Below are 20,273 nucleotides of genomic sequence, written 5' to 3'. Positions count from 1 at the left end.
TGACTGAGCTGGATGTTACACATCCGCCAGAAATGGATTTCTGGCGGATATTTTTATTGAGACTTCAGCGGTTTATTCCATGAGACAGCATTAACGCTTACGCCAAATTGTCATTTCTGAGATGGAATGTTGGAATTTACGTTTAGTCTCGCGGATCACGAAGGGGATTTCCTTCACTGCGACTAGCTCAAATTGGCCGATTAAGGTTTCGGTCAAGCCATCTAAGGTGGTGAAGTTCTCTCCTTTGACTTTAACGCCACCGAGCCATTTATCCTTCGGCGTATAATCCTCAAGCCAAGTGTATGGCGAAGTAATAACAAGGTATCCACCTTGATTAATTCGCTGGGCAATACTGGTTAAAAAGTGCTTAGGATCGTTCAGTCGGTCAATAAGGTTCGAGGCATAAACTAAGTCATAACCTGTATACATTGGCTTTAAATTACAGGCATCACCTTGCATAAAGTTGACTTTTTTCGCCTCAAGCTCATATCCAAGTTTAGCCAGACTCGCGCTCTTAAATTCCTGTAAGTCGCCCTCGGTACGTATGGTGTAACGTTTTTCACCTTGTTCGGTCAGCGCATAGGCCTGTTGAATAAAGCGCGCCGAAAAGTCGATACCATCAACATGATCAAACACTTTTGCCAGTTCAAAACTCGCTCGGCCTACAGAGCAGCCGATATCTAGCGCTTTGGCCGTATGGGTGAGTTGAATTTCACTGAGCGCTTGCTGCACGCCATTGACGCAGAAGTTAGCAACCCCGAAATATTCGGCGCCATAGTGGAATTCAAGGTATTGGGAAATCAGTTCATCAGTTTCGTACACATTGACCTCGGCCATTTGGGCGGGATTTTGCGTGGATTCCACATAGCGGAAGCCAGCGTGTTGATAAAAATGTCGACGAAACGCATAGCGTGACGAAGCAATGGCTTCATTACCTGTGGAGATCCACGAGCCACCTTTGATGAGATTATGTTTACCATCAAAGGTTGGGGTCGAAAAATCATCGTAGAGTGGATGCACGGCAAAACCGTTAAAGCCATCGATTGCGGTTTCTGTCCATTGCCAAACATTACCGACAATATCGAAAAAGCCATTATGTTCGAAGCGATTCACTGGGCAAGAAGAGGCGTAATAAGCCAAAGCAATATTGCCCGGCACTTCGTGCCAATCGGGCGCATCGGCGGGCACATTCTCGCGTAAGATGTACCATTCGGCTTCTGTCAGTAGGCGAATGTTGCTTTGATTTTGCTCGGTTTTCCAATTGCAGAAGGCCTTAGCTTCGAGTTGATTCACTTCTACAGGCCAGTTTAATGGCAGCGGGATTTCTTCCGATAAGTTACGTTGCCACCATTTATCTTGTTTTAAGCGCCAAAAACGCGGCATTTGAGCTTGGGTGTAAGCGAGCCAAGCTTGGCCTTCTTCATTCCAAAATTGGGGTGAGCTATAGCCGCCAGCTTCGACGAATGCGAGATACTCTTGATTCGAGACTAAGAATTTAGAGGCCTTAAAGTCGACAACATTAAAGATTTTATGGCCGTATTCGTTGTCCCAGCCGTAGGTTTCATCTTGTTCAGTTTTACCTAAGGTCACTTTCTGCCCTTTTACAGCCAGTAAACTGTTGGCTTCGGCGGCGGCGAAGTCTTGGCACGCAGCCCAGAGGCTGTTGGGCGCGACATGTTCCAATGGCAGTTGGCGGATGATCACCGATGAGGTTTCTAAGTGAATTCGCTCATGTTCAATACCCATCAAAATGATCCAAGCTGTGCTGTTTTGAGTGATCGGCAGCGCCAGCGGCATTTCATCAATCACGCGATTGACGACAGCATTAACTTGTTGGCGATAGCTGCGCACTTCAGCTACGTTCGGCCATGGGTAATGTTGCTCGTTCAGATCGTCCCAAGACATCTCATCGACACCAATGGCAAACATGGATTCGAAGTTATCGTTTACCCGTTCGTCGAGAAATTTGCCGAGTTTGAGTTTGTTGATATAGAAAGTGGCCGTATGGCCAAAATAAAAGATCAACGGATGGCGCAGTGGCTCGGCTTTGAGGTAATAGGCGCTATCTTCTTGGATCAAATCAAACAGTGACTCGTACAGAGCCCATGTCTGATTAAAGTACTGCTTAAGCTCTAGACGCTTTCCTGCCTCAGTTTCACCAATTAGCTTAAGGGTTTGAGGGGGTTGCGTTATGGGCTTATCCATAGGCAAGTAAACTCCGTATTTATCAGCCTGCGGTGCAAGCATGGGAATATGAATCTATCGTGTGTGACTCTATACGCGATTACTGGGCTCAGGATCACTTTGTCAGCTTAATGTGTCGATTTGAGGCAAAGTGTTTTACAAACTAACAGAAACACGAATTGAGTCCAACATCAGCCACTGGCACTAAAACATCTCAGACATGACCTTTGGAGTTAAGGTTATCTTACAAAGGAAGTGAGCACTGCGTTTCGTGATGCCATCCTTTTTAGGATTAAAATTATTTTATCCCTTAAGAGTATTTTCTCTGTCGGGGTTAAGGCAGAATGATCCCGTCCGTAAAATTATTATGCAGGATATAACGGGATGACAATTAACGCATTATGGATACCCGCCTGGTACGAACTTGATCAATCGATCGTAGTGGGTGTGACTGAGGAGTTTGTCTTTCATAAGACTGTCGCAAACGAGGCGTTAACGTTTTACAGCGGTGCAAAGGGGAGCGATGCCGTTAAGGCAATGGGAACCATTTCGGCCATTAAACATAATGTCTTGGGGGACATTGAAAGTGTCGATGCACAGGGGCTCGATTATACGCTGGTATTGCAAGATGGACGGCGTTTGTTAGTCAATGCTGAGGAAAATCCAGGATTGATTTATGAGTGGGTTGATGACAGTTGGCAGCCGTCAGATATGGTCATCACAGATTGGACGTTGGCAGTACAATTTGCGTCTTTATCACCATTGACGCCAATAAAGTAATTGAAGATTTATGGTTAAGTGACTAAATAGGTAAGTGCAGTTAGCGCTCGGGATCCGACGTTGACTGCACTTTTACTAGTTCTGCAAGTTGTTGGTATTCTTTTTTAATTTCTGTGACATATACATCGTGAAAATCCAGCTCATTAAACTCATCAAGGCAGAGCTGGTAACGGCGTAGCTGCTCAGCTTTTTCTTCAGCGGTATCCCATCTTTCCATTAGCATAGCGTTTGATTCCATTCATAAATTTAATTCCTTATTCACTTCACATATTTTAACGACAGTTATTGCTATTTAACTGAGCTGGTTTGAAGTTTGTTGTATGCATTTATGCCGTTGGGCGTCATGCAATATAGAAATCTATTTTAAACAGAGGGTTGAGCTGAAACAGTCAGTTTTACCGTATGGCTGCGCATTTTTTTCCTTGTCTTATTCGGGACAAATGCTTACACAGGCGTCAGCCATAGCCTGATGGTGCTGCTATCTTGATGATTGGATTGTACCAGTGAGCATTTTGCTCTAGATTGATATTTCTTTGTTTTCATCTTCTGGCCTTGAGTCTTTTTTTGCCCTTTGGAGCCGCGTAATGGCGAATATTTTGTTAGTTGCCAATCTCAACTGTGATCGGATTTTACTGCTTGATAAACCTTTAAAAACAGGTGGGCGTTTCCATTATCAAGATGGTGGACAAAGGCTCGGTGGCGGCGGGGCAAATACCGGATTAGGTTTAGTTTGGGCAGGGCATAGCGTCGCATTGGTGAGTCAAGTTGGCCGTGATGACATGGGAGATTGGCTCATTGCAGAAGCCAGCACTCAAGGACTCGATTGCCGTTTAGTGCAGCGCCGAGCTGGTAACACTTGCGAAATGCTACTCGTGATGACGCCAGACGGTGAACGGACGATTATTCGGCCACAAAGACCCATATTTGAGTTATCAGTGCCGCCGAAATGGCAGCCATGGGACGCGCTGTATTTCAATACTTCCGCTGAAGGTTCGGTCAGTTGGGCAAAGACAGCCTTGGAACATTGTCTTGTGGTCGCGCAATTAGCCAAAGATGACAGGCAGAGACCTTGTCATATTTTGCTGGCTTCCATGAGTGATATCCAAGGGCGTTGTGATGGCGCCTCTTGGGAATATGGCAAAAGCATTGGCGGTGAGTGTCTGCGTTACTTTATTGTCACCGATGGCATCAATGGGGCTAAGGTTTACACGCACGATCAAGTGCAGCATGTCGCTGCTATCCCTGCCACTGTTGTTGATACCACAGGCGCTGGTGATGCCTATGCGGCGGGACTTATCCATAGTCTATGCACTGGTCAGTCGATTACCGAGGCGATGGCAGAAGGCGCTGTTTGGGCGGCATTTGCGGTGGCAACCGATAGTTCTATTCCGGGTGAGGCACTGAAACAGTATTTAGAGGCGAAGCAAATCGCATGATAAATCTGCGGATGAGCAGTTTGAGTCATCTTTCTGTCATACGGTCTTGCTAGAGTATGTCTTGTGGCGCATAGCTCTTGTCCCTTAACGTTTTCTTGTGCTTTTCTCCCATTTATTGGTTAGTATGTTTTTTGCCTCGTTTCCCCAACGAGGCATTTTTTTGCTCAAAATAAAGTTATTCCATCGCAGAACATTCATAAAGCTGAAATGTTGTGCGGCCATGGCGCAATTGCGTTAACATTTATTCAACTAAAATAGTTATCGTGACATTAAAATAATAAGCCACTCAAGGTGTTCTGTAGTCTTTGGAGTTGAGAATGGGCAATAACGCTTGGAATGATAAGAATAAATTTATTTGGCTGCTCTCTGTTTTGCTTTTAGTCGCCTTCTTAGTGACCAGTGGTATCAGTTACAAGGTGGCCCATGACTCACTGAGTCAACAAATCGAGAGTAATACCCTCCCGCTCACAAGTGACAATATTTACTCAGAAATTCAACAGGACCTGCTGCGACCTATCTTTATTTCATCCTTGATGGCGCAGGATACTTTTGTTCGCGATTGGACATTAAGCCACGAGCAAGAGCCAGAAAAACTGATCCGTTACCTTAAGGAAATCCAAGAGAAATACGATACAGTCACCAGTTTTTTTGTGTCAGAGAAAAGTCGGCATTATTACCACTCCACGGGCATTTTAAAACAAATCCAAGATGTTGAGCCCGATGATGCTTGGTACTTTCGAGTGCGCTCTTTACCCGAATCTGAGCATTATGAGGTCAATATTGATGCTGATACGGCGGACCGCAGTAAAACAACCGTATTCGTAAACTATAAAGTTTTTGATTTTGAAGGCAAATTTATAGGCGTTACCGGTGTGGGTTTGGCGGTTGAAAAGGTTAAGTCCCTCATCGAGCTTTATCAAAAACGTTATAACCGTCGAGTGTTCTTTACCGATCGGCAGGGCAATGTCACTTTGCATGGCGATGAATATGATGGTGCGGATTCGCTGCAAACCAGTCCAGGGCTTGAAAATTTAGCGACGCGTATTTTAACCAGTCCAAGTGCGGCTTTTAGCTACCAGAGAAATGGTAAAACCGTTTATCTCAACAGCCGCCTAGTCCCTGAGTTTAAGTGGTATTTGATTGTTGAGCAGGAAGATGCGCCACAGGAGCGGGAGTTGCTAAATACTTTTTGGGGCAACTTGGGCTTAAGCCTAATGGTGACCCTAGGGATTTTATTCATCTCCAACATGACCTTAGGTCGTTATCAGCGCAAATTAGAAGTCATGGCGTCTACCGATAAGCTTACTGGCGCCGCTAACCGTCAGGTATTTGATGAGTACTTTAGGCAGGCGTTAGATAAGGCTAAGTTGGCACAATCGCCGATTTCAATACTCTTGCTGGATATTGACCACTTTAAAAAAGTGAACGACAGCTATGGGCATGGGATTGGTGACTTAGTATTAAAAACCATGACGAATATGTTGCGTGGCGCGCTGCAGCAACAGGATATTTTATGTCGTTGGGGCGGCGAGGAGTTCTTGATTTTACTTCCGGGGATGGATTTAACCCGAGCGGCAGAACTGGCTGAACAGATCCGTGAGCTTATTTTTCAGCGGGAAATTAAAGTGAATGGATTACATATTTCTATTACTGCCAGTATTGGCGTCGCCGAGCATCAGGCGCAAGAGCCTGCAGAAGATCTGATCAAGCGTGCCGATCTGGCCTTGTATCAGGCTAAGGAAGCCGGTCGAAATCAAGTAGTGTTAAATCATTCATAGATTCAGCCCCGTGCTTATTGGCGGCAAGATTGCGCCTACTTTTATGAGCTATTGAGCGAGTTGATTGTGTTACTGGCGTATTGCGGTTTACACTCTGGCGGTAATGCGAGATGGGTTATGGATTGGGGGTTACAGATGTCAACGTTGTTGATCAATAAGTTATCTGGATTGTATTTAGGGACGCATCTGCAGGAAGTGGCAGGTGTCGCCACAGGTATTGATGGCAAGCAAGCTGCTCAACAACTGCTAGTACATGTTAGCCATGTCGAAGGGGACGCACAGGCCGATCCTAAACACCATGGCGGACTCGATCGCGTGTTACATCATTTTCCCCGCGAGCATTACGGCCAATATCGTCGTTGGGATTTAATTACTCAACTCGAAGATGCGCCCAGCATGGGAGAGAACATCAGTACCGTTGGGTTGAACGAAACCCAAGTTAATATTGGTGATATCTTACAAATTGGCGCCGTAACAGTGCAGGTCACTCAGCCGCGTTCACCTTGCTTTAAGTTGAATCTGCAATTTGGGCACAAAGAATTTGCCCTCGCCATGCAGCAGAGCCAATTATGTGGTTGGTTTTATCGAGTATTAACGCCTGGGATTATTCAGTTAAACGATAAGATTGAACTGGTTGAGCGCCGTACGGACATTAGTGTCGCCGAGGCTATGGCACTCTATTTTTCACCCACCTTTAATGCCAGCGGCTATGATCGTTTAGCTTGCTGCGAGGGATTAGCGCAGAGTTGGGTGAATAGCCTACAACGGCGCTTAGCATCACAGACAGTAGAAGATTGGCAAATGCGCTTATATGGGCCGAGCGGTAAATAAGTATTTATATTCATAATGATAAAACAGGGATGACCTTATGATTGAACCCGTTACAAAAAGTGATAAAGATTTTGGCTTACTGGTATACGCCTCAAGCTTTGTTGGATACCTAGTGCCGCTGGGCTCGATTCTTGGTCCTTTGATTATCTGGCTGATGAAGCGCGAAGAGTCCGCATTTGTCGATCAATGTGGCCGTAGTTGTTTGAACTTTAAATTGAGCCTGCTGATTTATGTGATCATCAGCGGCGTACTCGCTTTGGTCGGGATAGGTTTTATCTTTTTAGCCATACTCGGCATATTCGATTTGGTGTGCACTGTGCTGGCGATTATTAAGGCCAGTGAGGGTAAGGTATATAAATATCCATTAACGATTAAATTTATTGCTATGGATTGATCGCCTCTTTGAGTTAAAGAAAAACGCCTTAGATGTTTCCATCTAAGGCGTTTTTTATGGCGTAAGTTTAAGGTGTTACACCTTAAACTTGGCCACTAAGGTATCTAAACGGTGTGACAGTTGATTCAAGGCTAAACTCGCCTGTGCTGCCGCTTGTGCAGTATTGGCTGTACGCTGAGTAATATCGTTGATTTCTGTGACGTTACGGTTGATGTCCTCCACAACTGTGGATTGCTCTTCCGTTGCCGCAGCAACTTGGATGTTCATGTCGCTGATAAGACCAATGCGATCGCTAATACCAATCAACGATTTGCTGGCTTCATCGACGGCCACAACACCTTCATGGGAGCGAGTACGACTCTGGGCCATCGCATTCACTGCGCGGCTGGCTTCCGATTGCAACTTGTCGATCATGCCTTGCACTTCATTGGTCGAAGCTGCGGTACGTGATGCTAAGTTACGTACTTCATCGGCGACGACAGCAAAACCGCGTCCAGCTTCACCGGCACGTGCCGCTTCAATTGCCGCGTTGAGGGCTAACAAGTTTGTCTGTTCAGAGATAGCGCGGATCACATCTAAAATCCCACCAATGGATTTAGTGTGGGTCGCGAGGGACTCAATCACTTCGCCCACTTGGCCAACGTCTTTTGACAATTGGTTAATGGTATCGCGGGCACGGGTTACCACAACTTGGCCGCTGCTGGCTTCAGTGTCAGCATCTCTTGCAGCAACCGCTGCTTGGGCAGCATTACTGGCAATTTCGTTAACCGTCGCGCCCATTTCATTAATGGCTGTTACCACCATCATAGTGCGATCTTTCTGCTCGTGGCTGTCTTCTAAGGTTTGCTGTGCCTGATTCGACACATCCTTAGCGGAGAAACCGAGCTGTTCGCTGGTTTGCGCCACTTCGATGACCGAATCTTGGATCTTGCTGATAAAGCTGTTAAATCCCTTAGCGAGTTGCGCAATCTCATCTTCACCATTGACGGGTAAGCGTTGGCGTAAGTCACCTTCACCTTCGCCTATGTCGCGGAACATAGCGGCAACTTGGGCGATTGGACGACTCACAGAACCTGCAACAACGATAGCGAGAACGATAAAGCCCGCTGCAATCAACAGTGTCCAGATTAAGATCTGATAAGCCGCTTCGGTTAATAGCGCAAACACTTCGGCTTCTGGCACTTGTGCCACTAAGTACCAATCCATAGACGCGATATAACTACTGGCAACCAGCATGTTTTCGCCATTGATCTTGGTATTGATCAGATTGAAATCACCGCGGTTTAGTAAGGCGCTTGAGTTCGCATCTTTGTATAAGTTGCTTAGGTTGCTCTTACCAATTTGGCTCGTATCTGGGTGGAGTTTCACTTCACCCTTAGCATCCACTAAGTAAACAAATCCTGTTTCTTCAATCTTAAATGAACTCAGTAAACGCACCATATCATCGAGTGATTTAGCGAGCCCGACTAAGCCGCGACCATTGGGTTGCTGGTAGTTGATGAAGAGTTTGACTTCGCCGTTGGCCTCAGTGAATACGTTCAACATACGTTCTTGGCCACTGTCGCGGTAACCAAAAAACCAGCCATCCTGCGCAGGGGTGAGCACGCGCAGGAAACCATCCTGAGTGTAATAGGCGGCAGTTTGTCTGTCGGCGTAGGAGGCTTGCGCTAGCTTATATTGACGCGTGATGTCTTTCAGTTGGGCAACCACTTGGGTTTCTTGGGCCTGTGGTCTGCCGTCTTCGAGCCATTGGAGTAACATGCGGCTGCTGGCCAATTGCTCTGCAGCATTCATTAAAGTGGAGATGTCGAGATCGATCTTATTGCGGATCTGCATCATCAAACTCGGCAGTTCCGAACCTAACATCCGTTGTTGTACGACATTTTTAGCGCTACGTTGGCTTAATACGCCGACGAGTATGGTCGACAGCAGTACTGCAAATGTCACTGTTAGCAGAATTTTCTGCTTAATGGTGAGGTTATTAAATATCATAAATATCAATATGCCTGTGTTGGACTGTTTTGCGTTATCGGTCAACGCACTCTTGTACGGTAAAAGATTATCGGACAGGAATGTGAAAAGTTAACCTTAGTCTAGGCCGAATGCTGAATAAAACAGCGTATAAAACATTTATTTGGCCTAACCCGTTGGTCTTGCAGTAGATCTAATTATGTAGAGTATAGATGGAAATGGGATGGTGATTGAAAACGAACTCTTTTATGTGTGGCAATTGTGGCCAATGTCGTAGATAAGGGCAAGCAAAAAAAGTGAGATGTTTGTTTCAAAGGTGAAAAAAAAGGCGCTCCATTGAGCGCCGCTATTAACATTTATTGGTGACAAGTTACATATTGGGGTAGTTAGGACCACCACCGCCTTCTGGCGTCACCCAAGTGATGTTTTGGCTAGGATCTTTAATGTCGCAGGTTTTGCAGTGAATGCAGTTTTGCGCATTGATCACAAACTTAGGCTGACCCGCCTCTTCGACGATTTCATACACACCGGCAGGGCAATAGCGTTGTGCTGGCTCATTAAACTGAGTCAGGTTGATACCCAGTGGAATGCTGCTGTCTTTAAGACGTAAATGGCAGGGCTGATCTTCTTCATGATAAGTGCTCGACAGATACACAGAGGACAGTTTGTCGAAGCTGAGCTTGCCATCGGGTTTTGGGTAATCAATCTTGCTGTAAGCGCTCACGGAGGCCATTTGCGCATAGTCTGGGTGTTCATCACGCAGTGTGATAGGGAACTTTCCGCCAAACCAGTTTTGATCTATGTAATTGAAGGCGCCGCCTAAATAGGTACCAAACTTATGCATCGCAGGGCCAAAGTTGCGCGATTTATGCAGTTCTTCATGCAGCCAGCTTTCTTCGATATGAGTTTGGTAACAGTCGAGATCTTTCCCGCCTTCAACACCCGCCATCATGGCTTTACCTAAGGTTTCTGCCGCAACGATACCGCTCTTCATCGCAGTGTGAGTGCCTTTGATTTTCGCGAAATTCAAAGTCCCAGCGTTACAGCCGATGATCAGGCCGCCGGGGAAGCTCATCTTAGGAAGCGAGTTCAAGCCGCCTTTAGTAATCGCACGGGCGCCGTAACTGAGGCGTTCGCCGCCGGTTAAATACTTTGCAATCACAGGATGAGTTTTATAGCGCTGGAATTCGTCAAATGGACTCAGATGCGGATTCTTATAGTTCAAATCGATAATGAGGCCGACAGCAATCTGGTTGTCTTCCATGTGATAAAGGAAGCCGCCACCCGATGCGCCCTCGGTTAATGGCCAGCCACCTGTGTGCACCACTTTACCTTGCTCGTGTTGCTCAGCGGGGACTTTCCAAATTTCTTTGAAGCCTAAGCCGTAATGCTGGGGGGTTTTACCATTATCTAAATGGTATTTTTCGATAAGTTGCTTGCCTAAGTGGCCGCGGCAACCCTCTGAGAAAACAGTATATTTAGCGTGCAGTTCCATGCCGGGCATAAAGCTGTCTTTAGGCTCACCATCGGCGCCTACTCCCATATCGCCAATCAAAATACCTTTAACGCTGTTATCGACGTTAAATAGCAATTCACTGGCGGCAAAGCCGGGGAATATTTCGACACCGAGTTCTTCGGCGCGATTAGCAAGCCAGCGGGATAGATTACCGACACTGATAATAAAATTGCCGTCGTTGTGCATGGTTTTTGGCACAAAGGCATTAGGCATCACTCGGCCGTCGGTGGCAGAGCTGAGCAGGTAGATTTCGTCGTGGGTGACAGCGGTTTTCACTGGGGCGTCTTTCTCACGCCAGTCGCTGAACAGCTCGTCTAGCACTTTTGGCTCGAACACTGCGCCTGACAGAATATGCGCGCCCACTTCTGAGCCTTTTTCGACCACACAGACGGTAATTTCTTTACCTGAATCCTGTGATATTTGCATTAATCGACACGCGGTGGCCAAGCCTGCTGGACCTGCGCCGACGATAACAACATCGAATTCCATTGATTCGCGTTCCATCAGTTCACCTCTTCCTTCACGTTTCCCCGATTTTTATCGAGTGTTGTAGTTTGTAAACGGGCGTTTTATTGCTTGTACCACCTTACCTGAAAATAAGATAAGGTCACAGTGGATTAAGCGGCTGTTTAGTCTAATTCAGTACAAATCTTTAGGTGAGGACTGTCACAGATTATTCACGCTAGCGTGATCTAGGTTAATAAATACCTGTTTAGGGGTATAGCTAGTGAGTACTTTCGGCCTATAATCACCGGTGACGGTTCTCCGAGCTTGCCTACCTAAGTCGAAAGATATGGAGGTGTAGCCGTGGTAATAATGCCACCGGGGTGGGATAAGAAATGCTCTCACCTCCCACACTTGGAAAGGTGATCATGTCTCAATTACAAGACAGCTTTGGTCGAAAATTTCACTATTTGCGGATGTCAGTCACTGACGTTTGTAACTTCAAATGCAGTTATTGCCTCCCCGACGGTTATCATCCTGACGGCAAGCCAAAATTCTTATCTCTCAATGAGATAGAAAACTTAGTCTCTGCATTTAGCCAAGTCGGCACCCAAAAAATCCGCATTACAGGCGGTGAACCCACCCTGCGTAAAGACTTTACCGACATCATCCGTGTCGTCGCCGATAACCCGCGCATTCACACCATAGCGACAACCACTAATGGCTATAGACTCGAAAAGCATGCCAAAGAATGGTTCGATGCGGGCTTGCGCCGTATCAATGTGTCTGTGGATAGTTTAGATCCCAAAATGTTTTACCAAATCACCGGCGAGAATAAATTCGACGAAGTGATGCGGGGGATCGATGCTGCCTTGTCGGCGGGTTTTGAGCGCGTAAAAATCAATGCTGTCCTGCTTAAAGGCCTAAACGATAAAGATTTACCGCGCTTTTTGCATTGGATTAAAAACACGCCAATCGATTTACGTTTCATCGAGTTAATGGAAACGGGTTTAGGCCGTGAGTATTTTGAAGCACATCATTTAGCGGGCGCTGACATTAAAGCGCAGTTACTGGCGGATGGTTGGCAATTAGATACGCCAAGCGCCGATGATGGTCCAGCGCAAAACTTTAGCCGCAGTGATTATCAAGGTCGTATTGGTTTGATCATGCCCTATGCGACTAACTTCTGTGCCAGCTGTAATCGCCTGCGCGTATCGGCGAAGGGCAAGTTGCACTTGTGCCTCTTTACCGAATCCGGTGTCGATTTGCGTGATCTGCTGCAGCATTCTAGCCAACAAGCGGAATTAATTGAGCGTTTGCACGGTCAATTAGCCCAGAAGAAAGCAACCCATTACTTGCATCAAGGCATTACAGGTGTCACTCAGCATCTCGCCTCTATTGGTGGCTAACCCGTATTTAGGTTCTTCATCAGCGCCGATTTAGCGCGAGTATAAGCCCAATTTCCCTTGCACTTTGTTTTGTCCTCAAACGAAAGGATCGCTCCAATGAGCAATGTATTTACCCATATTAATGCCGATGGCAACGCCCATATGGTCGATGTCACCGAAAAAGCCGTTACCGAGCGCGAAGCCCGTGCCGAAGCGTTTATCGAGATGGCGAGCACGACACTTGAGATGATCATGAGCGGCAGCCACCACAAGGGTGATGTGTTTGCCACTGCACGTATAGCGGGTATTCAAGCCGCGAAAAAAACCTCAGATCTTATCCCTTTATGCCATCCACTGATGTTGACTAAGGTTGAAGTCGATTTAGAAGCGCAGCCTGAACATAACCGCGTGCGTATCACCAGTCAGTGTAAATTATCCGGCAAAACAGGCGTAGAGATGGAAGCCTTAACTGCGGCCTCAGTGGCAGCATTAACTATCTACGATATGTGCAAAGCCGTGCAAAAAGATATGGTGATCTCCCAAGTTCGTTTGCTAGAAAAACGCGGCGGCAAGTCGGGACATTTTAAGGTTTAGCCTGACAGAATAGGCTTTAGCCACTCGGCAGATTAGCAAGTGAGCGAAGCTGTCCAAGCTTAAGTCTGACGCGCTATTGGTGAGTCAGTTTAGCGGATCAAAAACGAGAGAAGATTATGATTAACGTGTTGTTTTTTGCTCAAGTTCGAGAATTATTGGGCACAGCTAAATTAAGCCTAGAGGCGAGCGAGCAGACACAAACCGCCGAAGCGTTACGTGCGACGCTGGCGGCTACCGACGATAAATGGGCAAAAGTATTAACCTCAGACAAATTGCTGGTGGCAGTAAATCAGACCATCAGTCAATGGGATACGCCTGTAAACGATGGTGATGAAGTCGCCTTTTTCCCACCCGTTACCGGAGGTTAATATGCGCTTATTACCCGCAGTTCGAGTGCAAGAAGTCGATTTTAGTGTGACCGACGAATATCGGCAGTTGGCTCAAGATGATAGCGATGGTGCTGTAGTCACTTTTGTCGGTAAAGTACGTGATTTTAATGATGGCGCCGCCGTGACTGACTTAACCTTAGAGCACTATCCGGGCATGACAGAAGCCGTGCTAGAACAAATCGTTGTCGAGGCGCGCAGTCGCTGGCCACTGAACAAAGTCACTGTGATCCACCGCGTGGGCACTATGGCCTTAGGTGAGCAAATTGTATTTATCGGCGTAACCAGCGCCCATCGCAAAGCCGCTTTTGCTGCCTGTGAATTCTTAATCGACTTTTTAAAAACCAAGGCGCCATTCTGGAAATTAGAAGCTGGCGAGCAAGGTAAAAGCTGGGTTGAGGCGAAAGATGCCGATGAACAAGCTGCCAAAATGTGGCAACACAAAGATTAGTTGCAGCAAAAATACGCGCAGTGGCAAGGCAGCTTGCTAGCTCTACATGAACGAAAAAACGGCACTGAGGTGACCCAATGCAGAGTTTGACCCGTTTGTTCCATGCCTTTGGTTTTGCATTGCTTTTTTGTTTGGCAGTCGTGCCATCGACCAGTCGCGCAGCGGATAATGCGCCGATTCCTGCCATCGCCGCGGCGGCTAATATCAAGTTTGCCTTGGATGACATTGTTAAAAACTTCACCGCAGAAACGGGTCTCAAAGTACGGGTCTCTTATGGTTCATCGGGAAATTTTGTCGCTCAAATTCAACACGGTGCGCCGTTTGAAATGCTGCTGAGCGCCGATGAGCGTTATATTGCCGAGCTGAACAAAGTCGGTTTTACCCAAGGCGAGGGCGTGCAGTATGCCGTTGGCCGTTTAGCCTTAGTCGCCCCTAAAAATTCACCGCTCGCACTAGATATCGAACTCAATGGCCTAAAAGCATTATTGGCAGCGGGCCAGCTAGAGCGCTTTGCGATCGCCAATCCTGACCATGCGCCCTACGGCGAACGCGCCCGTGAGTTATTGAAAAAACTCGGGTTATGGGATGAGCTACAAACTAAGTTGATCTTAGGCGAAAATGCCTCCCAAGCGGCGCAGTTTGCGATCAGCGGCTCGACTCAAGGCGGAATTATTCCTTTATCACTGGCGATTGCGCCGCAGTTTCAAGCCCTCGGTCATTATTTAGCTTTACCCACAGATCTCCACGGTCCGCTGAATCAACGTATGGCGTTAATGCCTAAGGCGAGCTCAACCGCCGAGCGTTTCTACCAATATCTACAGTCAGACGCCGCCCGCGCCGTATTCACTCAATACGGTTTTGGTTTGCCAGTAAGTTAAGGATTTCAATGGATTGGCAGGCGCTGTGGTTATCGGTCAAACTCAGCAGCATCACAGTATTGGTGCTGATCCCCCTTGCGATACTCGCGGGGCGAGCCTTGGCCTATCGTCAATTTGTCGGCAAATCTTGGGTCGAGGCACTCATCATGGTGCCTTTAGTGTTACCGCCGACCGTGATTGGCTATTACTTGCTGGTGGGGCTCGGTAGTCAGAGTTGGCTCGGACGATGGATAGAGCAATTGACGGGCCAGCAGCTCGTGTTTCATTTTTCAGGCCTGGTTATCGCTTCTGTGTTCGTCAATATCCCCTTCGCGGTGCAGCCGATCCAGCGGGCCTTTGAAGCTGTGCCGAATGATGTCCGCGATGCCGCAGCTTGTTGTGGCATGAGCCGACTTAAAATATTGCTTAAGATTGAATTGCCTATGGTGTGGCCGGGTGTGCTAACCGCGCTGGTGTTGTGTTTCTCCCATGTGCTCGGCGAGTTTGGCGTCGTGTTGATGATGGGCGGCAATATCGCTGGCGAGACTAAGACAATTTCGATTTCTATCTACGACAGTGTGCAAGCCTTCGATTTTAATGCCGCAGGCACTATGTCATTAGTGTTATTACTGTTTGCGGTAACGGCTTTGGCGCTCACTACCAGTTTGTCACGGCGTTTAGGAGGTCAGCGTGGCGCAAATCATCGCTGATCTGCAGTGTCAGATCCAAAACCATAAACACATTAAACTCAACGCTGATTTTCGCTGCAAGGCTGGCGAAGTGCTCGCTGTAGTAGGGCCGTCTGGCGGTGGCAAAACGACCTTGCTACGGATGATCGCTGGATTAAATCATCCCGATACGGGCCAAATCCATTTTGGCGATCGGCCTTGGTTTGATGATAAAGCGCGCATCGCCTTGAGCCCGCAGCAACGCCATATCGGTTATATGCCGCAGCATTTTGGCTTATTTCCTAATCTCACTGCCTTAGAGAATGTAGTCGCTGGGCTTGATCATATCCCCAAATCTGAGCGTATTGTGCGCGCGAAAGATTGGCTTGAGCGAGTCAACCTACAAGGCCTACCCGATAGATTGCCAGCGCATTTATCTGGCGGTCAGCGCCAGCGGGTTGCGCTTGCCCGTGCACTTGCCCGCGAACCTTCAGTGTTATTACTCGATGAGCCTTTTTCGGCAGTTGATCGGGAAACCCGCGAGCGTTTATATCTCGAACTGGCGCGCCTCAAGGAGCAGCTACTCTGCCCAGTGATCATGGTTACCCATGACTTAAATGAAGCTTTGTTGCTAGCCGATTCGATGATTTTGATCAGCCAAGGGAAGATGCTACAGCAGGGCGCACCTTTCGAGGTGTTGTCGCGGCCCCGCAATGAAGCGGTGGCGCGGCAGATGGGGCTAAGGAATATTTTCGACGGTGAAGTGGTGCTTCAAGACAGCACAAAAGACCTCACTTGGCTTAAGTTTGGCGAGCAGTTGATCGCCTGCGACTATGGCACAGACCGCACCGTTGGCAGCAAAGTGCGTTGGGTGATCCCCAACCAAGGCATTCGCTTTAACTCGATATCTAACGGACGTTTATGCCGCAGTTTTAATAAGTTAGATGTCACTATCGACGCTATGCTGGTGATGGGGGAATCGGTCCGGCTTATTTGCTATGTCACAGGTACTCAGTTACAACTTAACACCGAAGTCTCGCTGCATTTTGCCCAAAAGCTTGCACTCACAAAAGGAATGCAAACCACAGTGGCACTCAAATCCGAACAAATTCATATTTTGGAATAACGTGATATCGCACTCTAATGACGTTTTTTACCCAGCAATTATCGACGCTATGCTGGTGATGGGGGAATCGGTCCGGCTTATTTGCTATGTCACAGGTACTCAGTTACAACTTAACACCGAAGTCTCGCTGCATTTTGCCCAAAAGCTTGCACTCACAAAAGGAATGCAAACCACAGTGGCACTCAAATCCGAACAAATTCATATTTTGGAATAATGTGATCTCGCACTCTAATGACGTTTTTTACCCAGTAATCCAATCCAAAATGTTCCTTCCAATAGCATGCCTAAGATGATGAACACCAATGCACTGGTGGCGCTGCCATAGGCATAAGCGCTTAATGCTGCGACGAGTAGCAAGCTCAAGCTTATCCATCGTGTGACTGGTTTCATATTCGCTCCGATTAAAAAATGCCATTACTTGACGCTTGGTTATCAGACTGACTTTAGTTGAGTGCGGTCTATTTGCCAATCGTACTTTTTGACGACACAAATGCACTAAAATACCCGCTAAAATTCAATCAGCTTGATTTTAAATGGCTAAATTATGGTATTTCACTGGAAATGTCATACTTCAAAATCCCCAGATGATCAAAGCTTAATCTTGTTTCCATCGGTGTTTCAGCTGGTATTAGGTAGACTTAACACATTAGCCACAAAATGATTGAGTGTTTGGCTTAAAAGCTAATAACTTAGGTGCTGTTGAAAGGGAATTTTCGTTCCATTTATGACCAAACCTGAGTTAAGGCTAACGCAGTGTGATGCTATATCCAGTGGTAGATTATGGGAGATTGGCTTGGAATCGCGCACAGGGACAATTGGTCCCATCGACTTCTAACTGATTGTCTCATAAGATACAAACTTAGCTGATTTATATGGAGGAGCCATGAGACTATGGTTGCTAGGATTCATGTTGGTATCTGGCGTCGCAACAGCGGCTCAGAGCATGTATTCGATGTTTGCGGGTGGAGACTATGTACCGCCGCTGAGCGTTATGCAGCAGATCGAAAAAGGGTTCTCCGGCGTGATTGCCGAATTTAATATGGAAGAGCAAGAGGGTGAATTAGTCTACCAATTTGAGTTGATTAATCCCTTGGCCAATTCTATAACGCGGTTTGAATATCGTGCCCGCGATGGTAAGTTGCTGAAACAAAAGGCGAGTAAAGTAAGCGCGGATGATCTCGGTGAGGTTGAGGCGACACGTTTGATCGCGGCAAAAGATCAAACATTTTCAGGCTTAATCGCTAAGGCCACTAAAGATCACAAAGCCTTCTTAACCGAGGCAAAGTTAGATCACGACTTAGGTATCAGTTATTTAGAGCTTAAGCTGCTGGACGATACGGGTAAGTTTAAATTGGCTTTTGATGTCGAAAATTTACGCCCGTTACCTTTACTCAAGTGGGATTGAAACATCTAAGTCAATCGAGTGCTCAAACGAGTATTTAGGATTGAGGAGCGCAACATACAGATGAAAATACTTTTAGTTGAAGATGATGCGACGACGATTGATTACATCGTCAAAGGATTTCTTGAGCAGGGCCACAATATCGAAACGGCGAGCGATGGCCACCAAGGTCTGTCACTCGCCACAAGCAGTCAGTACGATCTCGTGATCCTCGACCGCATGTTACCCCAGCTCGATGGCTTGAAATTATTGGCCGCCTTAAGGGCAACGGGCAATCAAACCCCAGTGCTGATTTTATCTGCCTTAGCGCACGTTGATGAGCGAGTGAAAGGCCTGCGCGCGGGCGGCGACGACTATATGACTAAGCCGTTTGCCTTCTCTGAGTTATTAGTACGCGCCGAAAAACTCATGCACCGTGGCCAATCTGTGCCAGTCACCACAGATCTTGTTGTCGGTGGATTGAAGATGGAGTTACTGACCCGTAATGTGACGTTAGACGGGCAAGAGTTGATGCTGCAGCCAAAAGAGTTCCAGTTACTTAAGTATCTAATGGAACATGCGAATCAAGTGATTAGCCGCACCTTGTTGTTCGAAGCGGTGTGGGATTATCACTTCGACCCACGCACGAACGTTATCGATGTGCATATCGCAAAATTACGCCGTAAGTTTGAAGAGTTAGGCCATGGCGAGCTTATCGAAACCGTGAGGGGAGCGGGTTATCGCTTACGACAAAGGCATTAAGCCTTACCAAAGCAGCGCCTGGCGCATCACAATCGTCTTTTCGACCTTAGTGACGGTGATCATTGGGGCGCTGCTATTTGCCCTCTATCGACAGTTGATCATCGAGCAACAGTATCAAGTGACTCAATATTTAGAGTCAGAGACCCAACGTTATCAGCAACTTGCCTTAACAGTTGATCGCCGTAGTTTTGCCGCTCAAATCCGCGCCGCCGATCCACAAACCGCTCTGATCGCTTGGCGTAATAGCTACGATATGGTCGGTGCCTTGAGCTTTATGCCCGAAGGCATGCCCATGCTGCCACAAACGCGGGATTTCCCCATCTTAACCGGTGGCCCAGATAAGCTGCATATTCTTACCGGCGGGCTGGTAATGACACGCTATGGCCCAGTGTTGATTGCGACCCGTACCGATAACTTAGCGACATTAATCGATAAGTTTATCAGCGCTGCGGCGACAGCCGTGATGCTTACGATAGTGTTGACCTTAGCGCTCGGCTATCTGTTTTCTAAGGCGATTTTACGTCGATTAGTGCAATACAACCGCTTGAGTGAACAGATTGAACGCGGCCACTATGACACCCGCTTGCCCTTGAGTTGGCGTCAGGATGAGTTCGATATGTTGGCGCTGCAGTTTAATAATGTGCTGGATATCCTCGAAAATAACCTGATGGCAGTGCGCGGCGCGACCGATAATATCGCCCATGATTTACGTACTCCACTGTCACATATCCGCATTGGTCTTGAAGAGTTGGCGAGTAAACCCAGCGATGAGATTAGCGAGGGTTGCGCCATTTTGACCGAGGAGCTCGACCATTGTTTAGCGACATTTGATGCCATGTTGTCACTCACGCGTATCGAAGAAGGTCAGCAGACGCTGGACTTGCAGGAGTTAAGCCTAGCGCAACTGTGTACCGATTTGTTGGACATGGCCGATGCCGTGGCAGAATCCAATGAGCAAACCTTGAGTTTGTCGCTGTTGGCTGACCATAAGGTATTTGGTGATAAATACTTATTATTCCAAGCTTTATATAATCTCGTCGATAACGCGATGAAGTATTCTGGCCAAGGTGCGCGGATTGAAATTATCCAATCAGGCCCGCAAATTCAGATCCGCGATAATGGCCCCGGTATTCCCGACGACAGTAAAGAAAGAGTGTTCGAACGCTTAGTACGCCTCGACCCTAGCCGACATTTACAGGGCACAGGTTTAGGATTATCTATGGTCAAAGCGATTCTCTCACGGCACAATGCTAAAATTCATCTCACGGATAATCATCCCGGCTTAGTGGTCACTATTAAGTTTTAAGTCGATGATCCGCATTACAG

The 20,273-nt window shown here is 47.1% G+C and carries 20 protein-coding genes, 1 pseudogene and 1 riboswitch; of the genes and pseudogenes, 16 read left to right on the top strand and 5 right to left on the bottom strand.

Annotation, left to right across the window (positions count from 1 at the left end):
- Positions 1-90 precede the first annotated feature (90 nt).
- The gene (gene ovoA / locus KV201_RS11825) at positions 91-2,205 is read right to left on the bottom strand and encodes a 5-histidylcysteine sulfoxide synthase (protein ID WP_226059427.1); all 2,115 of its coding nucleotides are present in this window, start codon (positions 2,203-2,205) and stop codon (positions 91-93) included.
- Positions 2,206-2,568: 363 nt separating this feature from the next.
- Between ovoA and KV201_RS11820 the strand changes: the two genes are divergently transcribed.
- A complete protein-coding gene (locus KV201_RS11820) occupies positions 2,569-2,964 on the top strand; it encodes a hypothetical protein (RefSeq protein WP_071940483.1) in 396 nt (131 codons plus the stop codon).
- 40 nt (positions 2,965-3,004) lie between these two features.
- Here the strand turns inward: KV201_RS11820 and KV201_RS11815 are convergent, their stop codons facing one another.
- A complete protein-coding gene (locus KV201_RS11815) occupies positions 3,005-3,187 on the bottom strand; it encodes a hypothetical protein (protein ID WP_071940509.1) in 183 nt (60 codons plus the stop codon).
- A gap of 361 nt (positions 3,188-3,548) precedes the next feature.
- Here KV201_RS11815 and KV201_RS11810 point away from each other — a divergent pair, with 361 nt between their 5' ends.
- From KV201_RS11810 to KV201_RS11795, 4 genes are all read left to right on the top strand, one after another.
- Positions 3,549-4,400, top strand: coding sequence for a PfkB family carbohydrate kinase (locus KV201_RS11810; RefSeq protein ID WP_071940482.1), 852 nt, complete (start codon positions 3,549-3,551; stop codon positions 4,398-4,400).
- Positions 4,401-4,717: 317 nt separating this feature from the next.
- Positions 4,718-6,178, top strand: coding sequence for a sensor domain-containing diguanylate cyclase (locus KV201_RS11805; protein ID WP_006079749.1), 1,461 nt, complete (start codon positions 4,718-4,720; stop codon positions 6,176-6,178).
- Positions 6,179-6,313: 135 nt separating this feature from the next.
- Positions 6,314-7,009 (top strand): MOSC domain-containing protein, encoded by a 696-nt coding sequence (locus KV201_RS11800; RefSeq protein ID WP_226059425.1) that lies wholly within the window; start codon positions 6,314-6,316, stop codon positions 7,007-7,009.
- Between the two features lie 37 nt (positions 7,010-7,046).
- A complete protein-coding gene (locus tag KV201_RS11795) occupies positions 7,047-7,403 on the top strand; it encodes a DUF4870 domain-containing protein (RefSeq protein WP_006079751.1) in 357 nt (118 codons plus the stop codon).
- A 75-nt stretch (positions 7,404-7,478) separates the two neighbouring features.
- Here KV201_RS11795 and KV201_RS11790 read toward each other — a convergent pair whose 3' ends face one another.
- Both KV201_RS11790 and KV201_RS11785 read right to left on the bottom strand, forming a co-directional pair.
- Positions 7,479-9,395, bottom strand: a complete 1,917-nt coding sequence (locus KV201_RS11790; RefSeq protein WP_006086544.1) for a methyl-accepting chemotaxis protein — start codon at positions 9,393-9,395, stop codon at positions 7,479-7,481.
- A 349-nt stretch (positions 9,396-9,744) separates the two neighbouring features.
- On the bottom strand, positions 9,745-11,394 hold the full coding sequence (locus KV201_RS11785; RefSeq protein WP_006079753.1) for an electron transfer flavoprotein-ubiquinone oxidoreductase: 1,650 nt from the start codon (positions 11,392-11,394) through the stop codon (positions 9,745-9,747).
- A 247-nt stretch (positions 11,395-11,641) separates the two neighbouring features.
- Positions 11,642-11,775, top strand: a riboswitch (molybdenum cofactor riboswitch).
- On the opposite strand from KV201_RS11785, the gene moaA reads away from it, so the two are divergent.
- The 8 genes and pseudogenes from moaA to KV201_RS11745 form a co-directional block, all read left to right on the top strand.
- Positions 11,763-12,743 carry a GTP 3',8-cyclase MoaA gene (moaA, locus tag KV201_RS11780; RefSeq protein WP_037392248.1) on the top strand — a complete coding sequence of 327 codons (981 nt, stop codon included), beginning with the start codon at positions 11,763-11,765 and terminating at the stop codon, positions 12,741-12,743. (Overlaps the previous riboswitch by 13 nt.)
- Positions 12,744-12,839: 96 nt before the next feature.
- Positions 12,840-13,316 (top strand): cyclic pyranopterin monophosphate synthase MoaC, encoded by a 477-nt coding sequence (gene moaC, locus KV201_RS11775; RefSeq protein WP_226059424.1) that lies wholly within the window; start codon positions 12,840-12,842, stop codon positions 13,314-13,316.
- 116 nt (positions 13,317-13,432) lie between these two features.
- Entirely contained in the window at positions 13,433-13,684 is a 252-nt protein-coding gene (moaD, locus tag KV201_RS11770; RefSeq protein ID WP_006079756.1) for a molybdopterin synthase sulfur carrier subunit, read from the top strand.
- A 1-nt stretch (position 13,685) separates the two neighbouring features.
- Positions 13,686-14,153, top strand: a complete 468-nt coding sequence (moaE, locus tag KV201_RS11765; RefSeq protein WP_226059423.1) for a molybdopterin synthase catalytic subunit MoaE — start codon at positions 13,686-13,688, stop codon at positions 14,151-14,153.
- 77 nt (positions 14,154-14,230) lie between these two features.
- On the top strand, positions 14,231-15,031 hold the full coding sequence (gene modA / locus KV201_RS11760; protein WP_226059422.1) for a molybdate ABC transporter substrate-binding protein: 801 nt from the start codon (positions 14,231-14,233) through the stop codon (positions 15,029-15,031).
- 8 nt (positions 15,032-15,039) lie between these two features.
- On the top strand, positions 15,040-15,720 hold the full coding sequence (modB, locus tag KV201_RS11755) for a molybdate ABC transporter permease subunit (RefSeq protein WP_107949675.1): 681 nt from the start codon (positions 15,040-15,042) through the stop codon (positions 15,718-15,720).
- On the top strand, positions 15,701-16,804 hold the full coding sequence (locus KV201_RS11750) for an ABC transporter ATP-binding protein (RefSeq protein ID WP_226059421.1): 1,104 nt from the start codon (positions 15,701-15,703) through the stop codon (positions 16,802-16,804). The genes modB and KV201_RS11750 overlap by 20 nt, the downstream gene beginning before the upstream one ends.
- A 40-nt stretch (positions 16,805-16,844) precedes the next feature.
- Positions 16,845-17,018, top strand: a pseudogene (locus tag KV201_RS11745) (ABC transporter ATP-binding protein); the annotation flags it as partial.
- A gap of 14 nt (positions 17,019-17,032) precedes the next feature.
- Here KV201_RS11745 and KV201_RS11740 read toward each other — a convergent pair.
- Entirely contained in the window at positions 17,033-17,194 is a 162-nt protein-coding gene (locus KV201_RS11740; protein ID WP_107403301.1) for a hypothetical protein, read from the bottom strand.
- Between the two features lie 493 nt (positions 17,195-17,687).
- Here KV201_RS11740 and KV201_RS11735 point away from each other — a divergent pair, with 493 nt between their 5' ends.
- Genes KV201_RS11735 through KV201_RS11725 form a run of 3 tightly spaced genes read left to right on the top strand, consistent with a single transcriptional unit; the run spans position 17,688 to position 20,253 of the window.
- A complete protein-coding gene (locus tag KV201_RS11735) occupies positions 17,688-18,209 on the top strand; it encodes a hypothetical protein (RefSeq protein WP_006079762.1) in 522 nt (173 codons plus the stop codon).
- Positions 18,210-18,269: 60 nt separating this feature from the next.
- Entirely contained in the window at positions 18,270-18,947 is a 678-nt protein-coding gene (locus tag KV201_RS11730) for a response regulator transcription factor (protein WP_006079763.1), read from the top strand.
- A gap of 49 nt (positions 18,948-18,996) precedes the next feature.
- Positions 18,997-20,253 (top strand): HAMP domain-containing histidine kinase, encoded by a 1,257-nt coding sequence (locus KV201_RS11725; RefSeq protein ID WP_226059420.1) that lies wholly within the window; start codon positions 18,997-18,999, stop codon positions 20,251-20,253.
- Positions 20,254-20,273: the final 20 nt, after the last annotated feature.

This window comes from Shewanella sp. SR1 (genome assembly GCF_020447145.1).
Taxonomy (GTDB): domain Bacteria; phylum Pseudomonadota; class Gammaproteobacteria; order Enterobacterales; family Shewanellaceae; genus Shewanella; species Shewanella baltica.
The sequence above is the reverse complement of the archived record's forward strand: the minus strand, read 5'-3'. Positions and strand labels throughout refer to the sequence as shown.